A 24,798-nucleotide genomic window follows, 5' to 3' on the forward strand; every position below is an offset into this window, starting at 1 on the left:
AACCGATGCGATCTCGCCACATTCGTGGGGACGTGCTGCTCTCGTGTCCTGGACGCGCTGCAGCGCGCTTGCGATGTGATGCAGTGGGCGACGTGCCGATGTGAGCGGCAGACACGTGCCGTAGGGTGGGCAAAGGCGCGAAGCCGTGCCCACCAAACTCAATTTGCGGCACGAGATGCGTGGGCACGCTTGCGCTTTGCCCACTCTACGATGTCGGAGGTTGTGACTCGCAGACATGCTTCTCCTCCTCGCGGCGCTTCCGCCCGAGTTTTGCTCTCTTCTTCGCGCCCTCAATAGAAAGGGCGCAGGGAAGGCCGGGTGCCGGCTGGCACCCGCAAGACCCCCGTGCGAACACATTGCACACGCAATGCACGAGGGAGACACAGGGCAGCCGATCATCCGGCCTTCCCTGCGCGATGTTTGACGGCGTATGGCGCGCTCTCCCCGGAGACGAGTTCCTGCTTGCCTCCGTCACCTCACGGATTGACGATGCGCGTCGCCCGGTCGGGCTCGGCGCACCTCCGCAAGGCTTGGCTGTAGCAACGACAGCCAGGACCACGCGATTTGGCCGTACGCATCAGCGCCGTTCGTCCGCACGCCGCCGGGACCTCACGGGGGTCGCCCGCCCTGCTCCCGCTTCTCGTGCACGACGCTGCCGCGTCCACCGCTCCCCGATCCGCGGCTCGTGACGACGTACGACCGCCCCTTTTGCCGGATCAGGATGGGCGACACATACGCCGAAACCGAATTTCGGCAAAGTGGAATATTTTCGCACTTGCGGATTGACAGAGGGCGACACAGCCACGATGGCGTAGCCCGGATCGAGCGTCAGCGTAATCCGGGGCCGTGCAAAATGCCGGGCGAGCGGCCCCGGATTGCGCTGCGCTCCATCCGGGCTACAGGCTCCCCGGTTGCAACCATCGCACCACTGCCGGATTGAGATCCGCCTTGCGACCTCTCCGCCCCATGCAACCCTGCCCCTCGTGCCGGCTCAGTTGATTCATGCGGTCCCTTGCTAAAGGAAGGTGGCGCTGCATCAAAGGGATTTGAATTTCATGACTTTGCCGATGAGCTGGACTGAATGGGCGCAGCACGATGGCGTGGGCCTCGCGGCGCGTGTCCGCAAGGGCGAGCTGACGGCAAAGGAGCTGGCGCGCCAGGCTGCCGCGGGTGTCGCCAAGGTCAATCCGGCGCTGTCGGGCGTGGTCGAGCTGTTCGAGGACGTGATCGCCGATCCCGCCAAGGACGGCGCCAATCTCGCCGGTCCCTTTGCCGGCCTTCCGTTCCTGATGAAGGACCTCGGGCCGACCATGAAAGGCCGGCTGCAGGAAATGGGCTCGCTGTTGATGCGCGGCAATCGCGCCGCGGCCGATACCTTCCTCACCGGCAAATTCCGCCAGGCCGGGCTCAACCTGATCGGGCGCACCACGACGCCGGAGTTCGGCGTGTGCTCTTCGGCCGACAATCCCGCCGTCTACGTCACCCGCAATCCCTGGAATACCGATTACACCACCTGCGGCTCCTCGGCGGGCAGCGCCGCGATGGTCGCCGCCGGCGTGGTGCCGATCGCGCATGCGACCGACGGCGGCGGCTCGATCCGCATTCCCGCCGGCGTCAACGGCAATATCGGGCTGAAAGTCTCGCGCGGCGTGTTCTCGCTCGCCCCCCACATGTCCGACCTCACCGGCCTCGTCTCGATCCAGGGCTGCCAGTCGCGCTCGGTGCGCGACACCGCCGCCTTCGTCGATCATGCCCGCGGGCCTGCGCCCGGCGAGTTCATGCCGTTCTGGACCACGGCGCAGCCTTATTCGGAGATGATCAAGCGCGATCCGGGCAAGCTGCGCATCGCGCTGTCGCATACATGGGGCGACTACACCGCGACGCCCGAGCTCGCAGCCGAGCTGGAGAAGACCGGCCGTTTCCTCGAAGGCCTCGGCCATCACGTCGACTACGCGCTGCCCGAGCTGGACTTCCGTGCCGCGTTCGAGGCGCAGACGATGTGCTACATCTCGAACTTCGCTGTGGTGATCTCCAATATGCTCGCCGCGCGCGGGCTGGACAAGCCGCCGGAAGACCTGATCGAGCCGATGAACATCCGGATCTGGGAAGCCGGGCGGCACACCACCTTTGCCGAGCGCGCGAAAATGCAAGGCGTTTTCAACACGACATCGCGCGGCTTCGGCGCCTTCTTCGAGCAGTGGGACGTGATCCTGACGCCAATCACCGCGCTGCCGACGCCGAAGGTCGGCACGAGGGAATATCTCACCATCTCCGACAATCCTGACGTCCTCGACTGGTTCGGCAATCTCTGGCGCTTCTTCGCCTTCACGCCGCTCGCCAATCTCTGCGGCATGCCGGCGATCTCGATGCCGATGGCGACGCAAGACCACGGCCTTCCGCTCGGCATCCAGGCCATCGCGAAACAGGCCAATGACGGCCTGCTCTTGCAACTCGCCGCCCAGATCGAGCGCGCGCTCGACGGCAAGTGGAACGGCGGCAAGACGGCGAAGGTGCATGTCGCGAGGGCGTAAGCTGTCGCCAGGGATTGCTTAGCCCATCTCCTTGCCAACACCTCGCGCGATCGCCTTGTCGGCGCGCCCGCGCGAGACGCCGTGCTCTGCAAGCAGGCGCGCGGCGGGGCTTCGTGTTTCCGGAAACAGGGCAATTAGGGCGTTGGCGCCGGTCACGGCAGTGTAACCCATCTCCTGGGCGTGGAGCGCGGCGCGCTGATCGACGCGATTGAATGCCGCCGTGGGCTCGGCGCTCCCGACCTCCGTCACGATATGTTTGAGATCGTCGTCGAGAAATTGCACGAGTCCCTGCCTCAGGCCGGCGAGATCGGCGTCGCAGGCCCGCATCACGGCGGATGCTTCTGCATCGTCGATCAGCGCGAGTAGCAAATGCTCAAGTGTCGCGTATTGATGGTGACGGCGGTCGGCGTGATTGAGCGCCTTCCGTATCGTAGTCGCATAATTTGCTGAAACCGGGCGCTGCGGCAGGTCAAGCAGTGCCTCGATGCGCTCGAGCCGCTTCGCGGGATCGAGTGTCGCCAACAGCTCGTACTTGTCCTTGATCGGCAACTTCATCCGCGTCGCAACGGTATCGGCGATCTGTCCGGGATCACGGGTTTGATCGAAGAACAGCCAGATGTCGGGGACTATAATTCCGTGAACCGCCGTGTAATCCTGGAAGCGCTGATAGATCCTTCGGATGAGATCCCTTGCATTGCGGGCAACTCCCTCGCTGACGTCGACCGCCTCGGCCCAATAGGCGGCCGATTCGGTAGCGAAGCTGCGTAGCTCGACACGCCGCAGTCCTCGCGTCAGCACCCTGAACGTGCCATCGGCGAGCGGTTCGAGTTCGAGCAGTTGGGCCACGATGCCGATCTCGTAGACATCGGCAAATCGGGGATCATCGACGCCCGCCTCCCGCTGGACCGCCAGCACGACCTCGCGTGCGCCGTCAAATGCCTGGTTCAGGGCCTGGAAGGAGCTCTCTCGGCCCACAAACATCGGGTATGTCGCATTTGGAAACGGAACGAGATCGCGGAGCGGAACGGCGGGATAAAGCGCTGTTGTCGTTTTGAGCCTCGCAATCGGCGCCGCCGTATCACGCCGCTCGGCGTGAAGCAGCGCCGACAGCGTGTTCCAGTCGGCAACGCCGAGCATTCTCGAGACAAGTTCGAGGCTTTCGCTGTGACTGACGGTGACGGCCTTGCTGGTCAGAGATTCGCGCAGGGTCTGCGCCATAGCCTTGGCATCGCGAGAATCGCGCATCGGTTCGTCCTCTGCATGAGCGATCCAGGTGTGTCAGGCGGTTGCGTTGCTGACCCGGTCGCTCGGGCAAAGGGGAGGCCGATGAGGGCTCGATACGTTCACCATTCCACAGAGGGTGCAACCGGCAGGTCGTATCAACCTGTACGGAAGGTGGCGCAAAGATAAATCGCTGTCAATTGCGATCTCAATTCTTCACCGCGGGGATCTCCTCCGTCACCGGCTGCTGCTGGCCCTGCCGGAACATCGCCAGCGCCTTGTCGAGGGCTTCGCGCAGCGCCAGCGCTGCGGCGACGCTGCAGCGCAGATGCGCGGTCTGGATCACGTCGACCCTGACGGCCGCGCCGACCGGCATCAGCAGGTTCGCGGCGAGCTCGATCTGGATCGCGCCGTTGTGATGGCCGAAGCAGGACGCGCCGTCGAAATAGATGATCGGCGCCCGCTCCGAGCTCGAGCTCGAAATGGTGACGGGCCCCTGATTGTTGGCGGGCGTTTCGGGGTCGGCCATGGGCGCTCCTTGCGGCTAGTCGGCGAACGAAGCGCCCACCATCGGTGCTTCTGCCTGCTCTGTCGAGGCCAATTCGGGGTTTTGCGCGGCGCCCGACACTGGTCTAGAACCTTCCCATGAGCACCATACCGACCACGCTCCCGTTCGAGGAACTCGCCGACGCCGTCCAGGGCCGCCGCTCCGATTACGGCCATATCAGCGGGCTCCAGCTCGACCGCTTTGCGCCTAGCGAGGCCTGGTCGAGCCTGCCCTATCGTCCCGTCTTCGTCGGCGACACCGAGACCGGCGTGCTGCATGGCGGCGTCGTCACCGCGATGCTGGACGAGAGCTGCGGCATGGCGGTGCAGCTTGCGCTCGACGGCACGCGCGCGATTGCGACCCTGGACCTGCGCATCGACTACCAGAAGCCGGCGACGCCGGGCCTCGACATCAAGGCGCATTCGGTCTGCTATCGCACCACGCGCTCGATCGCCTTCGTGCGCTCCACCGCCTATCAGGAGTCCGAGGACGACCCGGTGGCGACCGCGACCGCCTGCTTCATGATCGGCGCCAACCGCACCAACATGCTTGCCGACCGCCGGATGGATGCGCGCAGCATCCCGGTGCTGGAGGCGCCGGAGGATCCGGATGGACCATTCGCGCGCAGCCCATTCGCGCGCGCCCTCGGCATCCGCCTCAATGACGACGGCACGCTGACGATGCCGTTCTCGCCACATATCATCGGCAACCCGATCCTGCCCGCGATCCACGGCGGCATGACCGGCGCCTTCCTCGAGACCACGGCCGTCATCGGCGTCGCGCGCGAGCTCGGCGCCGCCGCGCCGCCCAAGCCAATCGGGCTCACCGTCAACTATTTGCGCTCCGGCCGTGCGCTCGACACGTTTGCCAACGTCTCGATCGTCAAGCAGGGCCGGCGTATCGTCGCCTTCGAGGCGCGCGCCTGGCAGGACGATGCGGACAAGCCGATCGCCACCGCCTTCGGCCATTTCATGCTGCGCCCGACGCCCGGACGTGACGAGGAATGAGCGCTTTTTGACTTGACGGCCGCAGCGCCGGCCACAACGATAGCGCGTCCCCGCGAGAGGTATTGGATTGCGGCATCCGCTCGACATCGTCGCCATGTTCGCCGCACTCTGGCTGCTGGCCGCGATGATGCTCGACGCGCTGACGCCGAAGGAGCTGACCGCGGTGATGATCGGGGTTGCGATCGGCCCCGCGATCGTCATCACCGCCGTGTTCTACTATTTGCGCTGCGCGCGAACGGATTTCGCGGTGATGTTCGCAGCGCTCTGGCTGATCTCGGACATCGCGATCGCCTTCGTCTCGCCGACGCAGCTGCCGCACTTCCTGATCGCGCTCGGCTTCGTGCCGGCCCTGCTGATCGGCAGCGTGCTGCACTGGCAGCGCTTCCAGCGCCGCCAGGAGCAACTGCCCGCGCCTTCGGTGAAGCGGGGCTAGCGCGGCAAGAGGTTCGTCTTGGCGAGGTCGAGCACCTCGTCGCCGCGGCCATTCATCACCGCGCGCAGGACCCAGAGGCTGAAACCCTTGACTTGTTCGGTGGTGATGGTCGGCGGCATCGACAGCTCCTGCTTGGCGGTGACGACGTCGAGCAGCGCCGGCCCGTCATGGGCGAGGATCTCCTTGACGGCACCGGGAAGCTCGCCCGGGTCTTCGACACGCTTGGCAAAGATGCCCATCGCGCGCGCCATCGCCGCGAAATCGGGATTCTCCAGGTCGACATTGGTGTCGACGAAGCCGGCCGCCTTCATCTCCAGCGCGACGAAGCCGAGCACGCCGTTGTTGAAGATCACGACCTTCACCGGCAGCTTCTCTTGCGTCAGCGTGATCAGGTCGCCCATCAGCATGGTGAAGCCGCCGTCGCCCGACAGCGAGATCACCTGACGGCCGGGCTGGGCGGCCTGCGCGCCGATCGCCTGCGGCATCGCGTTGGCCATCGAGCCGTGCACGAAGGAGCCGACCAGCCGGCGGCGGCCGTTCATGTCGAGATAGCGCGCGGCCCACACTGTGGGCGTGCCGACATCGGCGGTGAAGACCGCATTGTCGGAGGCATGGTCGCTGATGACCTTGGCGAGGTATTGCGGGTGGATCGGCTTGCTTCCCGGCGTTCCCCTGGCGAGCGAATCCAGGCCCTCGCGCGCCTTCTTGTAATGCGCCACAGCGTCGCCGAGATGCTTGCGCTGCGTCTTTGCTTTCAGCAGCGGCAGCAGCGCCTCGATGGTCAGCTTGACGTCGCCGACGAGACCGAGATCGATCTTGCAGCGTCGTCCGAGATTTTCCGGGCGGATGTCGATCTGCGCGACCTTCGCATCATCAGGGAAGAACTGCTTGTAGGGAAAATCCGTACCGAGCATCACCAGCGCGTCGCAGGCGTGCATGGCGGCGTAGCCCGAGGAGAATCCGATGAAGCCGGTCATGCCGACGTCGTAAGGGTTGTCGTACTCGACGTGCTCCTTGCCGCCGAGCGCATGCACGATCGGGCTCTTCAGCGTCTCCGCGAGCTGCATCAAGGGTGCATGCGCGCCGGCGCAGCCGCGGCCGCAGAACAGGGTGATGCGCTCGGCGCCGTTGAGGAGATCGGCGAGCGCCTGCAGCTCATCCGCCTGCGGCACCACCTTCGGCGCCGCCACGTTGAGGCCGCGCGTGGTCGACAGCGCGCGCTTGGGCGGGCTGCGAAACGCGACATCGCCGGGCATGGCGACGACGGCGACGCCGCGCAGGCCCACCGCCGCCCGGATTGCGTTCTCCAGCACAAAGGGAAGCTGGCTCGGGTCGGAGACCAGCTCGCAATAATGGCTGCATTCGCGGAACAGGTTCTGCGGATGAGTCTCCTGGAAATAGCCGCCGCCGATCTCGGCGGTCGGGATCTGCGCCGCGATCGCCAGCACGGGGACGCGGCTGCGATGCGCGTCGAACAGCCCGTTGATCAGATGCAGATTGCCGGGACCGCAGGAGCCCGCGCACACCGCAAGGCTTCCGGTCATCTCGGCTTCTCCGGCCGCGGCAAACGCTGCGACCTCCTCGTGGCGGACATGGATCCATTCGATGGTGCCACGGCGCCGCAGGGCCTCGGTCAGGGCATTCAAGCTGTCGCCGACGATGCCGTAGATGCGCTTGACGCCGGCCTGTTCGAGCGTTGCCACGAACAGATCGGCCACGTTGTTGATCGCCATGTCGGTCTCCTGCTGTCGCCGGTCATCCACACGATGCGTGAACAGCAGCATCGCGAACACAATGAGGCACAATAAGCCATGACGGGATCACGGCTAGTTCATTGCCGTCTCAGTCTTTCGCGATCGCCCGATCGTAAGCCGCGATCGTCGCCTTCGCGCGCGCGGCGACGTCGGCTGCGCTCATGCCGGGCTTGTAGAGGCTGGAGCCGAGCCCGAAGGCGGTCACGCCGCCCTTGATATACTCCGCAAAATTCTGATCGGAGACGCCGCCGACGGCCGCGATCATGACACCCGATGGCAGCACGGCGCGGATCGCGGCGATGCCGGAGGCACCGAGCACGCTGGCCGGAAAGAACTTCAGGCCGGATGCGCCGGAGCGCGCAGCAAGCAGCGCCTCGGTCGGCGAAAACACGCCGGGTAGCGTGACCATGGCGTACTGATGCGCACGCACGAGCACCTGCGTGTCCACATTCGGCGAGACCATCAGCCTGCCGCCGACGTCGTTGAGACGATCGACATCCGCGGTGGCCAGCACCGTGCCGGCGCCGATCAACACGCCCGGAGGCGCCTGCTTCACCGCCGTTGCGATGGAGCGGAACGGATCGGGCGAGTTCAGGGGAATCTCGATCGCGGTCATGCCGGCTTCGATCAGGACGCCGACGATCGCCTCGGTCTCCTCCGGCTTGACGCCGCGCAGGATCGCAACCAGCGGCCGCTTCATCGGGGGAAAGGGAATGGTCATCTCAAAGATCCTTTGATTTCGTCCAGATCGCGGCAGCCGCCATCGACAGGCCGCGGCGAACGGCTTCGTCCGCATCGACCGTATCAGCGTTGACCGACAGCGCCTCGAACGCCAGCCGGTACAGCATCGCAAGCCGCCCCGAGGCAATCAGCGTGATGCCGGCTTTCGGCACAACGCCGGAAAGCCCCGCCGCCAGCTCGACGCCGATCAACGTGCCCGACAGCGTCTCGCGCGCCGCGGCCGGCGTGCCGCCGAACAGCAGCTGGCGCGAGCGCGCACCGAACAAGAGATTGGCGGCGAAGGCCGGCGCCTCATACGCCGCTTTCACCGCTGCCTTGAAGCTCGCGACATCCTCGGCCTCGTCGGCGCCGGCGACAGCCAACGACAGGATGGTCTCGCGCGCGACGACGCTGAACAGCTCGCCGGTCATGAAGGTGGAAAAGCGCTCGACGATGCCGTCCCTCACCCGCACCCATTTCGAATGCGTGCCGGGCATGCAGACCAGCGCCTCGCCGGCGGCATTAAGGCCGAGCGCGCCGAGCAGCTGCGTTTCCTCGCCGCGCATGACGTCGGGGGCGGCTGCATCGCGCTGCGCGATGCCGGGCAGGATGCGGATGTCGCGCGCCTCGCCGGGGACGCGCACGGCCTGCTTCAGGATTGCCGAGAGCGGTGCCGGGGTGTCGACATAGCCGGCTTCGACCCAGCCGTTCCTGGCACCGGCCATGCCGCAGACCAGAACCGGCAGATGATCCGGCGCTTCGACCGCCGCAAGATGCGATCGCAGCACGGCGGCAAAGCCGGCCTTCGCCGCCGCCAGCATGCCCTCGCCGCTGCGGCGCTCCGTCAGCACCTCGCCGGCGCGATCGACCAGCCACAGGCGAAAGCTGCTGGTGCCCCAGTCCACCGCGACATAAGCGGGTTCGGTCATTCGAAACTGTCCTCGTCTCACCGCCGGGACGCCGTCTCGCGACAATGAGACGACGTCTTGCGGGTCTGTGCCGGGATACCGGCTATTGCGCGGGCAAACCAGCCCTTTCTCTCCGCTTTGAGGCCGCCCCGCGCTGGCACAGCGCTTGCTGAAGCCTTCCCGCTCAACTCCGTCAACGCGCGACAAGACGCGTCAACATCAGATGAGGAAACCCATGGAGATCGGCTATTTCACGATGCCTTCGCATCCGCCGGAGTGCGGCCTGAAGGAAGGGAACGACTGGGACCTGCAGGTCATGCGCTGGCTCGATGAGCTCGGCTATCAGGAGGCCTGGGTCGGCGAGCACCACACCGCGCCCTGGGAACCCAATCCCACGCCGGACCTCCTGATCGCGCAGGCCTTGATGCAGACCAAGAAGCTTCGCATCGGGCCGGGCGGATTCCTGCTGCCCTATCACCACCCGGCCGAGCTCGCCAACCGCGTCGCGATGCTCGACCATCTCTCCGAGGGCCGGCTCAATTTCGGCGTCGCGGCGAGCGGCCTGCCGAGCGACTGGGCAATGTTCAACGTCGACGGCATGAGCGGGCAGAACCGCGACATGACGCGCGAGGCGCTGGAGATCATCCTGAAGCTGTGGACCGAGCCGGCGCCCTTCACCCACAAGGGCAAGTTCTGGACAGTGACCAAGCCGGACACGATGTTCGACTTCCTCAAGCCCCACATCAAGCCGCTGCAGGCGCCGCATCCGCCGATCGGCGTCGCCGGGCTGTCGAAGAACTCGGACACGCTGAAGCTTGCCGGCGAGCGCGGCTTCATTCCGATGAGCCTCAATCTCAACCCGGCCTATGTCTCCAGCCACTGGGACTCCGTCGAGATCGGCGCCGCCAAGACCGGGCGCAAGCCGAACCGGCAGGACTGGCGCCTGGTGCGCGAGGTGTGCGTCGCCGACACCGACGAAGAGGCCTGGAAGCTCTCGACCGGCGACATGATGGGCCGGATGATGGGCGAGTACTTCCTGCCGCTGCTCGGCCATTTCGGCTTCAAGGATTATCTCAAGCACGCCCCTGATGTGCCCGACAGCGACGTCACCGTCGAATATTGCGCCAAGCGGAACTGGATCGTCGGCTCGCCCGCGACCGTCGCCGAGAAGATCGAGAAGATCTACGACGAGGTCGGCGGCTTCGGCGTGCTGCTGGTGTTCGGCTTCGACTACAAGCACAAGGCGGAAGCCTGGCACCACTCGCTCTCGCTGCTGAAGAACGAGGTGATGCCGCGCCTTGCGCATCTCGGCTCCGCGAAGAAGGCGGCTTGACGCTCAGCGGGTGCGGCGCGATCGTGCCGCACCCGCATCCATTTCGGAGGCCTCGGCGTGAGCGTGGACGCAAAGGATTTCAAGCAGGCGATGCGCCAATGCGCCGGCGCCGTCGCGCTGGTGACGGTCGGTGCCGAGCACGGCAAGCGCACGGGATTGACGGTGACCTCGGCCTGCTCGCTGTCGGACAATCCGCCATCACTGATCGTCTGCGTCAATCGCAACGCCAGCGCGCATGCACGCATCCGCGAGGAAGGCGCCTTCGCAATCAATTTCCTGCACGAGGACCACGCGCTGCTCGCGCTCACCTTCAGCGGCCAGAAGGGCGTCAACGGCGACGACCGCTTTGCGTTCGGCCAGTGGACGCGCGGCGTGACGGGCGCACCGGTGCTGACGGATGCGGTGGCCGCATTCGACTGCGTGCTGGCGCAGGAATTCGAGACGACGACGCATTCGATCTTCGTCGGCGAAGTCCGCGGCGTGTCGCATCTGGCGTCCGTCGCGCCGCTGGTGTACCTGCGCAGCAGTTTCCACACGCCGCAGGAGATGCGCGAAACGGTGACGGTCGGCGACCTCGACTCACGGCATCTGAGCTGGACGGATTTTTCGTAAGACGCGCCACGCAAGCGATCCACGACTACAGATATCGTAGGGTGGGCAAAGCGACTTGTCCGCCGTAGCTCGAAGAGCGAAGGCGGAAGCGTGCCCACGTCTTAGGTCCTCAACGAGAAGACGTGGGGACGGCGCAAGTGCGCCTTTGCCCACCCTACGACGTCTGTGATCTGGGACAGAGACCGCTATTGCGTCGTCTCGATCTTCAGCAGCTTGATCTTCCGATACAGCGTCGCCCGGCTCAGCTTCAGTGCGCGCGCCGCCTCGGTGACGCGTCCGCCGTGCTTGCGCAAGGCCTCGACGATCGTGGCGCGCTCGGCGGCTTCAAGGTCGGGCTCAACCCGCCCGCCGAACGGCGGCAGATCCAGATCCGCATCCGTGATGACGCCGTTCTCCGCCGTGCAGCCGGCGAGCCGCAGCACGTGGCGGAGCTGGCGCATGTTGCCGGGATAGGAATAGGCCGAGAGTCGCGCCCACGCTTCATCCGAGAGGCGACAGTTCGGCGCCTCCTCGCGCGCGATCTGGCGAATGACGTCGTCCCGGTCGGCGCGCTCGCGCAGTGCCGGCAGCCGTACCTCGAGGCCGCGCAGGCGGAAATAGAGATCGGCGCGGAAAGCGCCCTCCTCGGCCATGCGGCCGAGATCGCGGTGGGTGGCGCTGATCAGGCGGATGTCGACGGCGACAGGCTTGAGCGCGCCGAGCGGCCAGACCTCGCGGTTCTCCAGCACGCGGAGCAAGCGCGTCTGCAGCGCGATCGGCATGTCGCCGATCTCGTCGAGGAACAGGGTGCCGCCATCGGCCTGCACGATCAGCCCTTTCGAGCCGTCGCGCCGTGCGCCGGTGAACGCGCCGGCCTCGTAGCCGAACAGCTCGGCGTCGATCAGGCTCTCCGGCATCGCCGCGCAGTTCAGCGCGACATAATTGCTGCGCGCCCGGCAGCTCGCGGCGTGAATGGCGCGCGCGAACACATCCTTGCCGACGCCGGTTTCGCCGTACAGCAGCACGGGCAGATTGTGATCGCCTATGCTTCGGAGCCGCTTCACGCTTCTGATCAGCCCGGGATCGCGGCCGGCGAGCCGATGCAGCGCGTCGAAGCGATCGACGGGCTCATCGCGGCGCGGCGCATGCGGACGCGCCGATGATCTCGCCCGCAGCGGCGGCGCAACATGCCCCTGCCCGATCCCACTGCCGTCGGCGCGGCGCAGCTCAACGACACCGTCCGCGCCGCGGGCGGCATGATGATCGAATTTGAGGTAGCGCGACAGGTCGATGCCGGATGCGATCAAGCCGTCGGTGAGACCCAGCAATGCGCGCGCCGAACGGCAGGCGCCGACGATGCGGCGATCGTCGTCATAGGCGAGCAGACCGCTGCCGCCGTCGCCCGGTACCGTCGCGATCCAGGCGTTGCGGAAATGACCGCGGAAGATCGCGCCCTCCATGCGCCGCGTCGCCTCCATCGTCACCGCGAGCGCGAGCTGATGCGCAGCGCGCTCGAGATCCTCTCGGCAAGAGGTGATGTTCACGGCACCGGCGAGGCGACCGGCCTGGTCGAACAGCGGTGCCACGGCGCAGGAGAACATGTGCCACTGCGCGCGAAAATGCTCGTCACGATGCACCAGGATCGGCTTCTGCTCCGCGAGCGCGGTGCCGAGCCCGTTGGTGCCTTCGAAAGCCTCGGAAAAATTCGAGCCGGTATAGACCTTCCAGCGCATGAATATTTCGGTATCGGCCGGGCCGGGCAGCCGGCTCCACAGCATCGTGGCGCTGGGATCGGCGAGATTGACGCAATAGCCTGCCTCGCGCAGCACCCGCGCGAGGTCTTCGAGCTCCGGCGTCGCCAGCCGGATCAGCTGCTCCATCGGTTCGGCGACATGCCGGACCTCGGCTTCAGTCAGCGTCTGCGGCGGTCCCTGGCGGGCGGGGTCGAGCTTGTGGCCGATCAGGCAACGCCGCCAGGAATCGGCAATGCGCGAAGAGGCATCGACGTCGGCCAATTGATTGGCGACGGACAAGACGCGGGCGACATGGTTCGAGGCCGACAGGCTGGCCATCGCGGACGTCTCCACCCTGTATTATTGTGCAAAGTCTGGCACCACAGGCGGGGATGTCAATCCGGAACCGGGACGCAGCTATTGCTGCACCGCCCTCACCACGTATCGATGCACGGCCGCTTCTTCCCGGTCCTGGCCGGCGGCTTCGGCACCGAACGGAGTCCGGCCATGATCCAGCGCCGCGTCTCGGCGGGGTCGATGACGTTGTCGATCTCGAACACCGAGGCGATCGAGACCGCCTTGCCGTTGGCATAGAGCTCGGCGACCTTGTTGCGGTAATAGGTCTCGCGCTCCTCGGGGTCGGCGATGGCTTCCATCTCCTTGCGGAAGCCGAGGCGGACGTACCCCTCCAGCCCCATGCCGCCGAACTCGCCGGTCGGCCAGGCCGCGGTGAAGAACGAGGCGTGGAAGCCGCCGCCGATCATCGACTGCGCGCCCAGGCCATAGCCCTTGCGCAGCACGATGCCGAACAGCGGCACGGTGAGGCTCGCGCCTGTGACGAACATGCGCGAGACGTGGCGCACGATTGCAGTCTTCTCGGCTTCCGGACCGACCATGAAGCCAGGCGTGTCGCAGAGCGAGACGACGGGCAAGTCGAAGGCGTCGCAGAGCTGGAGGAAGCGCGCGGCCTTGTCGCCTGCATCGGCATCGATGGCACCGCCGAGATGGCGCGGATTGTTGGCGATCAGGCCGAACGGCTTGCCTTCGATGCGGATCAGCGCGGTGATCATGCCGACGCCGTAGTCGCGGCGCAGCTCCAGAACGGAATCCTTGTCGGCGACGAGATCGATGACGCTGCGGATATCGTAGACCCGCAGGCGGTTCTCGGGGATGGCGCGGCGCAGCAGGCGCTGGTCGGCGGCCTGCCACTCCGTCACCGCACCCTGGAAATAGGACAGGTATTTTTGCGCGACCTTCGTCGCTTCCTCCTCGTCCTCGACCAGGATGTCGATGACGCCGTTCGGCGATTGGAACGAGACAGGGCCGACCTCGGCCGGGTGATAGACGCCGAGGCCGCCACCCTCGATCATCGCGGGGCCGCCCATGCCGATCGAAGCATTTTTGGTCGCGATGATCACGTCGCAGCAGCCGAGCATCGCGGCGTTGCCGGCGAAGCAATAGCCGGAGACGACACCTATCACGGGCACGAGGCCGGAGAGCCTTGCGAACTGCACGAAGGACGGACCGTCGAGACCGGTCATGCCGAGCCGGTCGGTATCGCCGGGCCGGCCGCCGCCGCCCTCGGCGTAGAACACCAGCGGGACGCGCCAGTCTTCCGCCAAGGTCAGCATGCGGTCGATCTTCTTGTGGTTCATGTGGCCCTGCGTGCCCGCGAGCACGGTGTAGTCATAGGCCACGACGATGCAGCGCGCGCCCTCGGGGCCGAACTTCTCGCCATTGACCGTGGCGACGCCCATCACGAGACCGTCGGCCGGCGTGTTCTTGATGAGATCGTCGAGTTTGCGGCGGCGGCGCTGCGCCGCGATCGCGAGGCTGCCATATTCCATGAACGAGCCGTCGTCGACGAGCTGGGCGACGTTCTCGCGCGCGGTCCGCTGGTTGGTGTTGCGTCGGCGCTCGACCGAGGCGGGGCGATTCGCATCCAGCGTGTTGGCCTGGCGCGCGATCAGCTCGGCGAGGTCGGGGCGGATGTGGTCGAGATCGATATCGGCTTCGGCCGTCGTGCTGTCGGCCGCAACGTCGAGCGGCTCCAGATAGAGGATCGCCTCGCCATGCAGCAGCGTGGCGCCGTCGCCGGCGGCGAGTTTTGTCACCCGGCCGCCCTGCTCGGCCATCACGAGATGCTCCATCTTCATGGACTCGATCACGGCGAGCTGCTGGCCGGGGCGCACGATCTCGCCCTCCTTCACCTGAATGGTGACGATGGTTCCTTGCAAGGGTGCAGCGACCATCACCGTGCCTTCAGGCACGATCTGCGCGACATGCGTCTCCGCGCCGTAAACGCCACTTCCTTCGGTCGGCGCAAAGTAAAGCGGCTTGGCCGCACCGTCGGCGGCATCGACGAGCTTTGCGATATTGCGGTCGATGAAGTCGGTCGCGATGCGGTTGGTCCTGAAATCAGGATGCGCCAGCACCGCCTGCAGGAAGGCGATATTGGTGACCACGCCGTCGATCCGGAACTCGCGCAGGGCACGCGAGGCTCTTGCAACGACATCATGCCAGGCTTCGCCCGGCGTATGCACGATGACTTTCGCGAGGAGCGAGTCGAAGGCCGCGCTGGTCTTGTAGCCGGCGTAACCAAAACTGTCGACGCGCACGCCCGGCCCTGACGGCGGCTCGAACACAGCGAGCACGCCGCCGGTCGGATGCGTCGCGCCGGTCTCGTCCAGCGTCTCCATGTTGACGCGGAGCTGCATGGCATAGCCGCGCGGCTTCGGGATCGATCCCTGCGCAAGGCCAAGCGAGGACAGCGTTGCGCCTGATGCGACCGCGAGCTGGGCGCGGACGAGGTCGAGCCCGAGCACTTCCTCGGTCACGGTGTGCTCGACCTGGAGCCGCGGATTGGCCTCGATGAAGGCAAAGCTGTCCTCGGCGGTGCCGTCGACCAGGAACTCGAAGGTGCCGAGATTGTCGTAAGAGGCCGTCGTCGCGAGCTGCTTCGCCGCCTCGATGATGCGGCCGCGCAAGGGCTCGCTCAGCGAGGGGCTCGGCGCCACCTCGACCAGCTTCTGGTGCCGGCGCTGGATGGTGCATTCGCGCTCCCAGAGATGGGAGATCGCGCCGTGCTTGTCGCCGATGATCTGCACCTCGATATGGCGCGCCTGCCGGATCAGCCGCTCGGCATAGACCCCGTCGAAGCCGAAGGCAGCCTTGGCCTCCGACTGGCAGCGCGCATAGGCTTCCGCGAGATCGGCCGCGTTCTCGACCACGCGCATGCCGCGCCCACCGCCGCCGGCCATGGCCTTGATCACGATCGCAGCATTGCTGCCAAGGGAAGCGAAGAACGCCGTGATCTCCTCCAGCGACGACGGCCCGCTGGTGCCGGCAATGATCGGCACGCCGCAACGCTTTGCCAGTTGCCGTGCCGCAACCTTGTCGCCGAACAATTCGAGCGCCGCCGGCTTCGGCCCGACAAAGGTGAGGCCTGCATCGGCGCAGGCCTTGGCGAACGCAGCGTTCTCACTGAGGAAGCCGTAGCCGGGATGCACGGCATCGCACCCGACGCTCTTTGCCGCCGTCACCACCGCATCGATGTCGAGATAGGCCCTAGCGCCACGGCCGGGGATTTCGACCGCTTCGTCGGCAACACGCACGTGCAGCGACAGCGCATCATCAGCGGGATGGATCGCGACGGTCGCGATACCGGCGTCGGCTGCCGCGCGCGCGATGCGAATGGCGATCTCGCCGCGATTGGCGATCAGGAGTCTCTTGAACGACATGCGGCAGTCTCCATGCCCGCAAGCGGAGCGGGTCGGCAGGTTCGATGATCCTGCTTCTTCACTTTAGCCGCTGCCGTCAAGGCTGGGGAAGCCAGTTGCGGTGACCGCTCCCGCGGGCCGGAATATCAGCCGGCCGCACGCGCTGCGATGAGGCAAATAATCCGCGCCACGGCAGACGGGATCGGTGCGATGATCGGCACGGTGAACATCGGCTGAAGCGTTCGCGCAGCCTCGCCGAGCGGCCCCCCACCGATGATGACAGCCTCAGCTCCGTCCTGCACGATGCAGGCTTCGACCGCGCCGGCAAGGGCCGCGCGCAGCCGTTCCGAATCGCGCATCAGCTCGTGCGGATCACCATCGGCGAAGCGCGTTCCCATATAGCTGGATCGCAAGCCCAGCGCTTCAGGCAAGGCGTCGATCTTCGCCTCGAGCAGCGGCGTCGTGGTCGCCACGCCAAAGCGACGACCACCTTCGGCCGCCGCGAGCATCGACGCCTCGCCGATGCCGACCGCAGGCAGCTTCAGCGCGCTCTTGATCCCGGCGAGGCCCGGGTCGCCGAACGCAGCGACGATCATGCCGTCGCAAAGGTTCCAATGCGCGCTCGCGATCTCCTCGACCTCGGACGCAGCCGCGTCCAGCGCATCCGCCGACACGATCATTTGGGGAGCGCGTGTTGCCGTGGCGCCGACGATGTCGAAGCCGTCGGGAACTGCGGGCCTCGCAATGGCGACCATCATCGCTGTGGTCGCCTCGAGGCTGTTCGGATTGATCAGGAGGATGCGACGGCCTGACATGTCAGGCGCCGGCCCGTGAGCGCGCACCGATCTCCTTGAAGATCGCGGTGAATTCGTCGACCTCGTCCTTGTCCCCCTGCTGGCTGATCCGCCGTTCCATCTCCTCGAGGTGATGACGCATCGCATGGATCGCGCCCGCCTTGTCCCGGGCGAGGATCAACGCCCCGATGTCCGGGTGCGCGTCCGGCGAGCAATCCGGTTCGCCCGGCTGCTCGAATGTCGCGATCGCCAGCGATGTCCGCAGTATCAGCTCGCGCGACATGTCCAACAGAACGCGGTTGCCCGCAAGCTTGGCGACCAGGATATGGAATTCCGCCGTGAGCGACAGCGAGGCCCAGCGGTCGTTGCGATCGTGGCGCGCCTCCAGCTCCATGTGCGCCTTCAGCGCGGCTCTGCCGGACTTGTCCAATCGGTCGACCGCCGCGGCGACCGCGGCGACCTCGATGATGCGGCGCGCGGCGAAGATGTCCTGCGCCTCCTCCCAACTCGGCCGGTACACGAACGCCCCGCGGTTGGGGATCTGCATCACCACCTTGCGCGAGGCGAGATGGGCAAGCGCCTGCCGGATGTGAATCCGCGTCGTGCCAAAGGCAGAAGCAAGCTTATCCTCGCCGAGCTTGGCGCCGGGCTTGAGCCGCTTCTGGCTGATCGCGGTCAGGATGCCCTGGACCACCGGATCATCGTCGATGCTGCGCGGATCGACGGCATCTGGCTCCCCGTGTTTCGGCGCGGGGCGCTTCCGCGGGCGCTTGAGAGGGCGGGTTCGCTTCATGCCTCGCTTTTATAGGATTCTGGAGTGTTGCCGCAGCCTATTTTTTATACAAACGGGGCCAATGCTTGTTTACAATATAGCCATTGTATTGGCGCCAATATTTGGCAACAATTAATTACCGACGTATTTACAATGTGTTGGCGAACCGCCTGCATTGGCACGGCGCTTGCTGACGACCCTCCGGCAGGACAACGCCAACGACGGAGCTGACGTTGAGTGACGTGCGCGGACATTCGCTGGATCTGAAGGACATCGGCCATGCTTTCGGCGCAACGGTCGCGCTCGACGAGATCGATCTTGCCGTCGCAGCCGGAGAGCTGATCGCACTGCTCGGGCCGTCAGGCTGCGGCAAGACCACGATGCTCCAGATCATCGCCGGCTTCCTGCGTCCGTCCAGGGGGGAAGTCCGCTTCGACGGTGCACGGGTCGAGCACATCCCGGCGAACCGCCGCCGTATCGGCATGGTGTTCCAGAACTACGCCCTGTTTCCGCATCTCACCGTGTTCGAGAATGTTGCCTACGGGTTGCGGGCGCGCAAGACGCCCGGCGCCACGGTCTCTGCCAAGGTCGAGCAGATGCTCGGCCTCGTTCAGATGACGGCGTTCGCGCGCCGGCTGCCCGGAGAGCTGTCCGGCGGACAGCAGCAGCGCGTGGCGCTGGCGCGCGCGCTCGCGATCGATCCAGGCCTCGTCCTGCTCGACGAGCCGTTCTCGGCGCTCGACAAGAATCTGCGCCTCGACATGCAGATCGAGATCAAGAGCCTGCTGAAGACGTTCGGCGTCACCTCCATCATCGTCACGCACGACCAGGAGGAGGCGCTCTCGATGGCCGACCGCATCGTCGTCCTCAACAAGGGACGCGTCGAGCAGATCGACAACCCAGACGCGCTCTACGACCACCCGGCCAGCCTCTTCATCTCAAGCTTCATCGGCCACACCAATTTGCTGCGCGGCACCGTCACTGACGCGGACCGCGTGTTGCTGGAGGCGGGTCCAGAGATCGACCTCGGGCGCTCCGCGCAACGACGGCGCGGCACGCCGGTGACGATCTCTGTGCGACCCGAGAACATCGCATTCGGCGCCGCTGACCGACCCGGCGCCATTCCCGTCACGATCCGCGCCACCGTACCGCTCGGCGCGGTCAGCGTCACCGAGGGACTCACGGCGAGCGGCGAGGCCGTGAAGATCAGCCAGGCGCGCGCCGCCGGCATCGCGAAGGCGCAGACGGGATCAACCGCCTGGCTCGCGATCTCCGACGTCTCACGCGTCAGCATTTTCAGCACGCCGGCCGACGGCGTCCAAGACCATCAGCAAAGGAGTGTTTGACATGAGCCTATCCCGGAGATCGCTGCTCACGACCGGTTCGGCCGCTCTTGCGGCAGCACGCCTGGGATGGCCGACATCATCGCGCGCCGCCACCTCGATCGTGGCGACGACGTATCCCGGCAGCTTTGACGAAGCGTTTCGCGCCGTGGTCGGGCCGGCCTTCAAGAAGACCAGCGACAGCAGCGTCACCTTTACGCCCCTGCTCGGTGTCGACCAGATCGGCAAGATTCAGGCCTCGCGCAACGCGCCGCCCTTCGACGTGGTGCTGTTCGACGAGGGCCCGCTGATCCCCGCGATTGCGAGCGGCGTGCTAGAGAAGTTCCCGGCCGAGCAATCAAAATCCTTTGCCGACATTCCGAGCGCGTTCCGCCATCCCGACGGTTACGCCCCTGTCATCACCTGTCAGTTGATCGGCATCGCCTACAACCCGAAGAAGATCACGACGCCGCCGACCTCGTGGGAGGACCTCTGGAAGCCAGAATACAAGGGCCGCGTCGGCATCACCGGGCTCGGCTCGAGCCTCGGCACCGCCTTTATGGTCGAGATCGCAAAGCTGAACGGCGGCTCCGAGACCAACATCGAGCCGGCTTTCGAAGCGATGAAGAAGCTGCTGCCGAACGTCGGCGCGATCGCGGCCTCGCCGGGCGCGCTGGCTGCGCTGTTCCAGCAAGGTGAGATCGATATCGCCTTCAATTTCTGGAACAACGTGGCGCTGCTCGCCGCCAAGGGGGTCGATATTGCCTTCGCCAAGCCGAAATCGGGCGCCGTCGTGATCCGCACCAGCGCGCAGATCGTGAAGAACAACCAGAATGCGAAGGCGGTGCTCGACTATCTCGACACCGCGATGTCAGCCGAAACGCAAAAGGGGATCGAGGCGGCGCCCTGGGTGATGATGCCGACCAACAGAAAGGTCGTGCTGACCGGCGCGAACCTCGCTGTCGCCAAGAGCGTCGACGAACTCGTTTCCAACAATGTGCTGCTCGACTGGACAAAATTCCAGCCGCTGCGCGGCGAATGGATCACCCGCTTCAGCAAGGAAGTGAAGATCTAGATGATTCCAGCGAGCACGAGCGCATCAAGACAGCTGCTGCCGGTGGTCCCGCTGGCGACGCTGTTCTTCGCAGCCTTCGTGCTGCCGCTGCTCGCGCTCGTCGCGATCAGCCTGTTCCGCAACCCACAGTTCGCGGACCTGTCGCTGGCGCAATATATGCGCTTCTTCACCGATCCGTTCAGCATCAAGGTGCTGACGGACACGTTATGGTTAGGGGCTGAAGTCGCGCTGGCGACGCTGGCCCTCGCCTATCCGCTCGCGCTCGTCTATGCCGCGAGCGGTCCGTTCATGCGCACCCTGATCACCTTCTTGATCATGCTGCCGCTGCTGACCAGCACGGTGGTGCGCACCTTTGCCTGGATCGTCATCCTCGGTCGCGACGGCATCGTCAACTCGGCGATGCTGTCGCTCGGCCTCTGGCAGGCGCCGGCCCGACTGCTCTACACTTGGGAGGGCATGGTTTTGGCGCTGACCCAGATACAGCTTCCGTTGATGGCGCTGCCGGTCATCAACAGCCTGCTACGACTCGACGGCAACCTGACGCGGGCGGCAGAAGGACTCGGCGCAAGCCGCGCCCGCATCTTCCTCACCGTCATCCTGCCGCTGACGCTGCCCGGCGCCATCGCCGGATGGCTGCTCGTCTTTGCCGCGGCTGCGACCGCCTTCATCACCCAGACGCTGGTGGGCGGCGGACGCATCATCCTGATGCCCTCCTATATCTACCAGCAGGCGGTTGGCGTGCAGGACTGGCCGTTCTCGGCCGCGCTGTCGCTGATCTTCACGCTGGCCGTGACCGGCATCGTCTTTGCCGTCGGTGCGCTGTCCCGCCGCTACGTGCGAGGCGTCGATGCAGCGTAACCTCATCGATCGAGTGTATTCGGGCGTCGTCGGCACGATCACCGGCCTCGGGATGCTGCTGCTATTGGCGCCGACACTGGTCGTTGTCATTATTTCCTTCACCGGTGGCATCACCCTGAAGTTCCCGCCGCCGAGCTGGTCGCTGCGCTGGTATGTCGAGCTGCTGCAATCGCAGGAGATCGTCGAGCCCGCTCTGACGAGCCTCAAGATCGCGGCGGCGGCGACGATCCTCTCCGCGATCCTGGGCGGCGCGGCAGCGCTCGGACTTGCGCGCAGCAAGCTCAAGATCGCTCGCGCGCTGGATGCGCTGTTCATGTCGCCGATGGTGCTGCCTGCGATGGCGTTCGGCCTGTCGCTGCTGCTGGTCTTCAACCTGCTCGGCATTCGCCTTTCGGCGGCGACGCTGGTGCTCGGCCACACCGTCATCTGCGTGCCATTCGTGATCAGAATGATCGGCGCTTCCGTGCAGCAGCTCAATCCGGTGCTGATCACCTGCTCGCTCAGCCTCGGCGCCAGCAGCTGGTACACGTTCCGGCGCATCACGCTGCCGCTGATCCGCCGCGGCATCGTCGCGAGCTGCTCTGTCGCGTTCCTGACCTCGTTCGACAATGTGCCGGTGTCGCTGTTCCTCGCCGATGCACGCACCGAGGTCCTGCCGATCAAGCTCTGGGCGATCCTCGAAGGCAGCCTCGACGTCCGGGTCGCCGCGGTCTCCGGCGTGATCGTACTGCTGACGCTGGCCGGCCTCGTCTGCGCCGAGATCTTCGGCGGCGTCAGCCGCCAGATCGGGAGCCGCTGACCATGCCGATCGAACGCGATCTTCGTGGATATGGCCGCGCGCGGCCGGATATCGTCTGGCCCAACGGCGCCCGCGTCGCGGTGTCACTGGTGGTGAATTTCGAGGAGGGTGCCGAGCTCGCCGTCGAGCAGGGCGACGCCGAGACCGAGCACTACGGCGAGGTCGCCTCGACATCACCGCCGGGCGTGCGTGATCTCGTGCAGGAGCAGGTGTTCGATTACGGCATGCGCGCCGGCCTGTGGCGCTTCCTCGACGCCTTCGCCGACGCGAAGGTACGCTCGACCTTCATGATGTGCGGCCGTGCGGTCGAGCGCGTCCCGGATCTCGCCCGAGCCGTGATCGAAGCGGGACACGAGCCGGCCGTGCACGGCTGGCGCTGGTTGCCGCACGCGCTCTATGGCGATGCCGAGACCGAACGCCGCGACATCGAGAAGACGCGCAACGTCATTGCCCACGCAACCGGCGTTAGGCCGGTCGGCTTCATGACCCGCGGCAGCCAGAGCGCCTGGACGCGTGACATCCTTATCGATCTCGGCTTCGCCTACGATTCCAACGCACTCGACGACGACCTGCCCTATTGGAGCCGGTCGCCGCACGGATCGATGCTGATACTGCCCTACGGCTTCGACACCAACGACATGAAGTTCTTCCATCCGAACGGCTTCGTGCAGCCGGATGATTTTTCCGGTTACGTCAGCGCCGCGCTCGCGACGCTGATCGAGGAGGCCGAACGCGGCCGCTCCGCGATGTTGTCGGTCGGCTTCCACCTGCGTATTTGCGGCCGGCCTGCGCGTTTCCGCGCGGTGAAGGCCATTCTCGCGGAACTGGCGCGGCTCGAAGGCCGCGTCTGGGTGGCGACACGTGCCGACATCGCGAAGCATTTTCGCGGTGTCGCAAGCGAGCGCCGGATCTAGGCCGCCCGCACGCCCGCGACGAAAGCGCTGACTTCGTTTTCGAGCGATTGCAGCTTCTGCGTCAACCGGCCGCTCGATTGCAGCACGAGGCCTGCGGCCTGGCCGGTCGCCGCGGTCGCGTCGGTGACGCCGGAGATGTTCTGCGAGACCTGGTCGGTGCCGGAGGCCGCCTCCTGCACGCTGTGGGCGATCGCCTGTGTGGCCGCGCCCTGCTCCTCGACCGCGGCGGCGATCGACGAGGAGATCTCGTTGACCTCCATGATGGTGGCGCGGATGCTCTCGATGTTGCCGACGACCTGATTGGTCTCGGCCTGGATGGCGGTGATCTGCGCGCCGATCTCGTCGGTCGCCTTCGCGGTCTGGCTCGCCAGCGACTTCACTTCGCTCGCAACCACCGCAAAGCCCTTGCCGGCTTCGCCCGCCCGCGCCGCCTCGATCGTGGCGTTGAGCGCGAGCAGATTGGTCTGCGAGGCGATCTGGTTGATGAGGTCGATGACCTCGCCGATCTTGTGCGCGGCCGCGGCCAGCCCCTGCACGGTGTCGTTGGTGCGCTGCCCGTCCGCGGCGGCCTTGTCGGCCACCGTCGCGGCCTGTGCGACGCGCTGGCTGATCTCCGAGATCGAGGACGACAGCTGGCCGGCGGCGGAGGCCACCGTCTGCACGTTGCTCGAGGCCTGCTGGCAGGCGGAAGCCATGAAGCTCGCGCGGTCGGTCGCCTTGTCCGCGGTTTCCGACATGCCTTGGGCTGCCTGCTGCATCGCGCGCGCCTCGTTGAAGACGTCGCGGACGACGGCCTGGACGCTCGCCTCGAACTTGCCGGCGAGATCGGTCATGGCCTTGCGCTTCTCTCCGTCGGCCAGCTGCTTCGCCTCCTGCTGCTCGGCGTGCATCCGGCCGACGGCCGACGCATTGTCCTTGAACACGGCGAGCGCCTTGGCGAGCGCGCCGACCTCGTTGTTGCGGTCGGTATAGGGCACCTCGAACGCGCTGTCGCCGGCGGCAAGCCGCTCGGTCAGCGCGGTGATCTTTGCCAGTGGCCGGGTCACGCTGCGGCCGATCACGAAGGAGGCGCCGAGGACCAGGACCAGCACGGCCAGACAGACGTAGCCGAACGTCGTCGCGGCCTGGCGGAACACGGCGTCGACGTCGTCGAGATAGATGCCGGTGCCGATGATCCAGCCCCAGGGCGCAAAGCCCTTCACATAGGAGATTTTCCCGACCGGCTGGTCGAAGCCGGGCTTCGGCCAGAGGTAGCCGTAGAAGCCCGCGCCCTGCTTCTTGACGACGTCGACGAAGCCCATGAACAGCGCGTTGCCGGCGGGATCCTTCATGCCGGAGAGATCCTTGCCGTCGAGCTCCGGCTTGATCGGATGCATGACCATCTTCGGGGCCATGTCGTTGATCCAGAAATACTCGACCTTGTCGTAGCGCAGGCTCTTGATCTCGGCGATCGCGGCGGCCTGGGCCTGCTCGCGCGGGAGTTTTCCGTCGCTCTCGAGCTTCTGGTAATGCGCGAGGATGCCGTAGCCGACATCGACCATATGTTGCGTCTTGGCCTGACGATCGGCGACCATCTGCGTGCGCAGGGTCGACAGCGCGATCGGCGCCAGCGCGATCATGCCGAGCAGGCTGATGCCGACAATCAGGACCAGCTTGAAACTGATGCGGGAGAAAATCATCGGAGCTCACGAGATTTGGCGGGACAGACATACCAATTTATCCCGATCCCCTTAGCAAAGCTTTAAGCATTCGGGTTCCCGAAGCGGC

General features: G+C 65.9%; 20 protein-coding genes. 10 read left to right on the plus strand and 10 right to left on the minus strand.

Features of this window, described 5'->3' with window-relative positions:
* Nucleotides 1-1,055: 1,055 nt before the first annotated feature.
* Entirely contained in the window at nucleotides 1,056-2,531 is a 1,476-nt protein-coding gene (locus tag AABA86_RS23775) for an amidase (RefSeq protein WP_338308635.1), read from the plus strand.
* Nucleotides 2,532-2,549: 18 nt separating this feature from the next.
* On the opposite strand, the gene AABA86_RS23780 is transcribed toward AABA86_RS23775, so the two are convergent.
* Together AABA86_RS23780 and AABA86_RS23785 are read right to left on the minus strand one after the other, a co-directional pair.
* Nucleotides 2,550-3,776: an LON peptidase substrate-binding domain-containing protein gene (locus AABA86_RS23780; protein WP_338308636.1), complete on the minus strand. Its 1,227-nt coding sequence runs from the start codon at nucleotides 3,774-3,776 to the stop codon at nucleotides 2,550-2,552.
* Between the two features lie 184 nt (nucleotides 3,777-3,960).
* On the minus strand, nucleotides 3,961-4,281 hold the full coding sequence (locus tag AABA86_RS23785) for a hypothetical protein (protein WP_028140433.1): 321 nt from the start codon (nucleotides 4,279-4,281) through the stop codon (nucleotides 3,961-3,963).
* Nucleotides 4,282-4,397: 116 nt separating this feature from the next.
* On the opposite strand from AABA86_RS23785, the gene AABA86_RS23790 reads away from it, so the two are divergent.
* Together AABA86_RS23790 and AABA86_RS23795 are read left to right on the plus strand one after the other, a co-directional pair.
* Nucleotides 4,398-5,306, plus strand: a complete 909-nt coding sequence (locus AABA86_RS23790; protein WP_338308637.1) for a PaaI family thioesterase — start codon at nucleotides 4,398-4,400, stop codon at nucleotides 5,304-5,306.
* 67 nt (nucleotides 5,307-5,373) lie between these two features.
* A complete protein-coding gene (locus AABA86_RS23795) occupies nucleotides 5,374-5,739 on the plus strand; it encodes a hypothetical protein (RefSeq protein WP_338308638.1) in 366 nt (121 codons plus the stop codon).
* On the opposite strand, the gene poxB is transcribed toward AABA86_RS23795, so the two are convergent.
* From poxB to AABA86_RS23810, 3 genes are all read right to left on the minus strand, one after another.
* Nucleotides 5,736-7,472 (minus strand): ubiquinone-dependent pyruvate dehydrogenase, encoded by a 1,737-nt coding sequence (gene poxB / locus AABA86_RS23800; RefSeq protein ID WP_338308639.1) that lies wholly within the window; start codon nucleotides 7,470-7,472, stop codon nucleotides 5,736-5,738. The two genes, AABA86_RS23795 and poxB, sit on opposite strands and share 4 nt — an antisense overlap.
* A gap of 109 nt (nucleotides 7,473-7,581) precedes the next feature.
* Nucleotides 7,582-8,214: a 2-dehydro-3-deoxy-6-phosphogalactonate aldolase gene (locus AABA86_RS23805; protein ID WP_338308640.1), complete on the minus strand. Its 633-nt coding sequence runs from the start codon at nucleotides 8,212-8,214 to the stop codon at nucleotides 7,582-7,584.
* Between the two features lies 1 nt (nucleotide 8,215).
* Nucleotides 8,216-9,142 carry a 2-dehydro-3-deoxygalactonokinase gene (locus tag AABA86_RS23810; protein WP_338308641.1) on the minus strand — a complete coding sequence of 309 codons (927 nt, stop codon included), beginning with the start codon at nucleotides 9,140-9,142 and terminating at the stop codon, nucleotides 8,216-8,218.
* 214 nt (nucleotides 9,143-9,356) lie between these two features.
* Here AABA86_RS23810 and AABA86_RS23815 point away from each other — a divergent pair, with 214 nt between their 5' ends.
* Nucleotides 9,357-10,454: an LLM class flavin-dependent oxidoreductase gene (locus AABA86_RS23815; protein ID WP_212248451.1), complete on the plus strand. Its 1,098-nt coding sequence runs from the start codon at nucleotides 9,357-9,359 to the stop codon at nucleotides 10,452-10,454.
* Nucleotides 10,455-10,511: 57 nt separating this feature from the next.
* Nucleotides 10,512-11,066: a flavin reductase family protein gene (locus AABA86_RS23820; protein WP_338308642.1), complete on the plus strand. Its 555-nt coding sequence runs from the start codon at nucleotides 10,512-10,514 to the stop codon at nucleotides 11,064-11,066.
* A gap of 185 nt (nucleotides 11,067-11,251) precedes the next feature.
* On the opposite strand, the gene AABA86_RS23825 is transcribed toward AABA86_RS23820, so the two are convergent.
* From AABA86_RS23825 to AABA86_RS23840, 4 genes are all read right to left on the minus strand, one after another.
* Nucleotides 11,252-13,117, minus strand: a complete 1,866-nt coding sequence (locus AABA86_RS23825; protein WP_338308643.1) for a sigma-54-dependent Fis family transcriptional regulator — start codon at nucleotides 13,115-13,117, stop codon at nucleotides 11,252-11,254.
* Nucleotides 13,118-13,212: 95 nt separating this feature from the next.
* Nucleotides 13,213-16,518: an acetyl-CoA carboxylase family protein gene (locus AABA86_RS23830; RefSeq protein ID WP_338308644.1), complete on the minus strand. Its 3,306-nt coding sequence runs from the start codon at nucleotides 16,516-16,518 to the stop codon at nucleotides 13,213-13,215.
* A 125-nt stretch (nucleotides 16,519-16,643) separates the two neighbouring features.
* Nucleotides 16,644-17,312 (minus strand): aspartate/glutamate racemase family protein, encoded by a 669-nt coding sequence (locus AABA86_RS23835; RefSeq protein ID WP_338308645.1) that lies wholly within the window; start codon nucleotides 17,310-17,312, stop codon nucleotides 16,644-16,646.
* A gap of 1 nt (nucleotide 17,313) precedes the next feature.
* Nucleotides 17,314-18,084 (minus strand): GntR family transcriptional regulator, encoded by a 771-nt coding sequence (locus tag AABA86_RS23840; RefSeq protein ID WP_338308646.1) that lies wholly within the window; start codon nucleotides 18,082-18,084, stop codon nucleotides 17,314-17,316.
* Nucleotides 18,085-18,296: 212 nt separating this feature from the next.
* On the opposite strand from AABA86_RS23840, the gene AABA86_RS23845 reads away from it, so the two are divergent.
* Genes AABA86_RS23845 through AABA86_RS23865 form a run of 5 tightly spaced genes read left to right on the plus strand, consistent with a single transcriptional unit; the run spans nucleotide 18,297 to nucleotide 23,031 of the window.
* The gene (locus AABA86_RS23845; protein ID WP_246550238.1) at nucleotides 18,297-19,409 is read left to right on the plus strand and encodes an ABC transporter ATP-binding protein; all 1,113 of its coding nucleotides are present in this window, start codon (nucleotides 18,297-18,299) and stop codon (nucleotides 19,407-19,409) included.
* A gap of 1 nt (nucleotide 19,410) precedes the next feature.
* Nucleotides 19,411-20,460, plus strand: coding sequence for an ABC transporter substrate-binding protein (locus AABA86_RS23850; RefSeq protein WP_338308647.1), 1,050 nt, complete (start codon nucleotides 19,411-19,413; stop codon nucleotides 20,458-20,460).
* Nucleotides 20,461-21,318 carry an ABC transporter permease gene (locus tag AABA86_RS23855; protein ID WP_338308648.1) on the plus strand — a complete coding sequence of 286 codons (858 nt, stop codon included), beginning with the start codon at nucleotides 20,461-20,463 and terminating at the stop codon, nucleotides 21,316-21,318.
* Complete coding sequence (locus AABA86_RS23860) at nucleotides 21,308-22,117, plus strand: ABC transporter permease (RefSeq protein WP_338308649.1); 810 nt, start codon at nucleotides 21,308-21,310, stop codon at nucleotides 22,115-22,117. The genes AABA86_RS23855 and AABA86_RS23860 overlap by 11 nt, the downstream gene beginning before the upstream one ends.
* Before the next feature lie 2 nt (nucleotides 22,118-22,119).
* On the plus strand, nucleotides 22,120-23,031 hold the full coding sequence (locus AABA86_RS23865) for a polysaccharide deacetylase family protein (protein ID WP_338308650.1): 912 nt from the start codon (nucleotides 22,120-22,122) through the stop codon (nucleotides 23,029-23,031).
* On the opposite strand, the gene AABA86_RS23870 is transcribed toward AABA86_RS23865, so the two are convergent.
* Nucleotides 23,028-24,710: a methyl-accepting chemotaxis protein gene (locus AABA86_RS23870; RefSeq protein ID WP_338308651.1), complete on the minus strand. Its 1,683-nt coding sequence runs from the start codon at nucleotides 24,708-24,710 to the stop codon at nucleotides 23,028-23,030. The genes AABA86_RS23865 and AABA86_RS23870 overlap by 4 nt on opposite strands.
* Between the last annotated feature and the right edge of the window lie 88 nt (nucleotides 24,711-24,798).

Origin of the sequence: Bradyrhizobium sp. TM233, assembly GCF_036247965.1 — a bacterium.
GTDB lineage: Bacteria > Pseudomonadota > Alphaproteobacteria > Rhizobiales > Xanthobacteraceae > Bradyrhizobium > Bradyrhizobium ottawaense.

What these genes read in the sequence shown, in the direction of transcription:
- AABA86_RS23775 (WP_338308635.1), top strand. Translation starts at nt 1,056, where the DNA reads ATGACTTTGCCGATGAGCTGGACTGAATGGGCGCAGCACGATGGCGTG.
- AABA86_RS23780 (WP_338308636.1), bottom strand. Translation starts at nt 3,776, where the DNA reads ATGCGCGATTCTCGCGATGCCAAGGCTATGGCGCAGACCCTGCGCGAA.
- AABA86_RS23785 (WP_028140433.1), bottom strand. Translation starts at nt 4,281, where the DNA reads ATGGCCGACCCCGAAACGCCCGCCAACAATCAGGGGCCCGTCACCATT.
- AABA86_RS23790 (WP_338308637.1), top strand. Translation starts at nt 4,398, where the DNA reads ATGAGCACCATACCGACCACGCTCCCGTTCGAGGAACTCGCCGACGCC.
- poxB (WP_338308639.1), bottom strand. Translation starts at nt 7,472, where the DNA reads ATGGCGATCAACAACGTGGCCGATCTGTTCGTGGCAACGCTCGAACAG.
- AABA86_RS23805 (WP_338308640.1), bottom strand. Translation starts at nt 8,214, where the DNA reads ATGACCATTCCCTTTCCCCCGATGAAGCGGCCGCTGGTTGCGATCCTG.
- AABA86_RS23810 (WP_338308641.1), bottom strand. Translation starts at nt 9,142, where the DNA reads ATGACCGAACCCGCTTATGTCGCGGTGGACTGGGGCACCAGCAGCTTT.
- AABA86_RS23815 (WP_212248451.1), top strand. Translation starts at nt 9,357, where the DNA reads ATGGAGATCGGCTATTTCACGATGCCTTCGCATCCGCCGGAGTGCGGC.
- AABA86_RS23825 (WP_338308643.1), bottom strand. Translation starts at nt 13,117, where the DNA reads ATGGCCAGCCTGTCGGCCTCGAACCATGTCGCCCGCGTCTTGTCCGTC.
- AABA86_RS23830 (WP_338308644.1), bottom strand. Translation starts at nt 16,518, where the DNA reads ATGTCGTTCAAGAGACTCCTGATCGCCAATCGCGGCGAGATCGCCATT.
- AABA86_RS23835 (WP_338308645.1), bottom strand. Translation starts at nt 17,312, where the DNA reads ATGTCAGGCCGTCGCATCCTCCTGATCAATCCGAACAGCCTCGAGGCG.
- AABA86_RS23840 (WP_338308646.1), bottom strand. Translation starts at nt 18,084, where the DNA reads ATGAAGCGAACCCGCCCTCTCAAGCGCCCGCGGAAGCGCCCCGCGCCG.
- AABA86_RS23850 (WP_338308647.1), top strand. Translation starts at nt 19,411, where the DNA reads ATGAGCCTATCCCGGAGATCGCTGCTCACGACCGGTTCGGCCGCTCTT.
- AABA86_RS23855 (WP_338308648.1), top strand. Translation starts at nt 20,461, where the DNA reads ATGATTCCAGCGAGCACGAGCGCATCAAGACAGCTGCTGCCGGTGGTC.
- AABA86_RS23860 (WP_338308649.1), top strand. Translation starts at nt 21,308, where the DNA reads ATGCAGCGTAACCTCATCGATCGAGTGTATTCGGGCGTCGTCGGCACG.
- AABA86_RS23865 (WP_338308650.1), top strand. Translation starts at nt 22,120, where the DNA reads ATGCCGATCGAACGCGATCTTCGTGGATATGGCCGCGCGCGGCCGGAT.
- AABA86_RS23870 (WP_338308651.1), bottom strand. Translation starts at nt 24,710, where the DNA reads ATGATTTTCTCCCGCATCAGTTTCAAGCTGGTCCTGATTGTCGGCATC.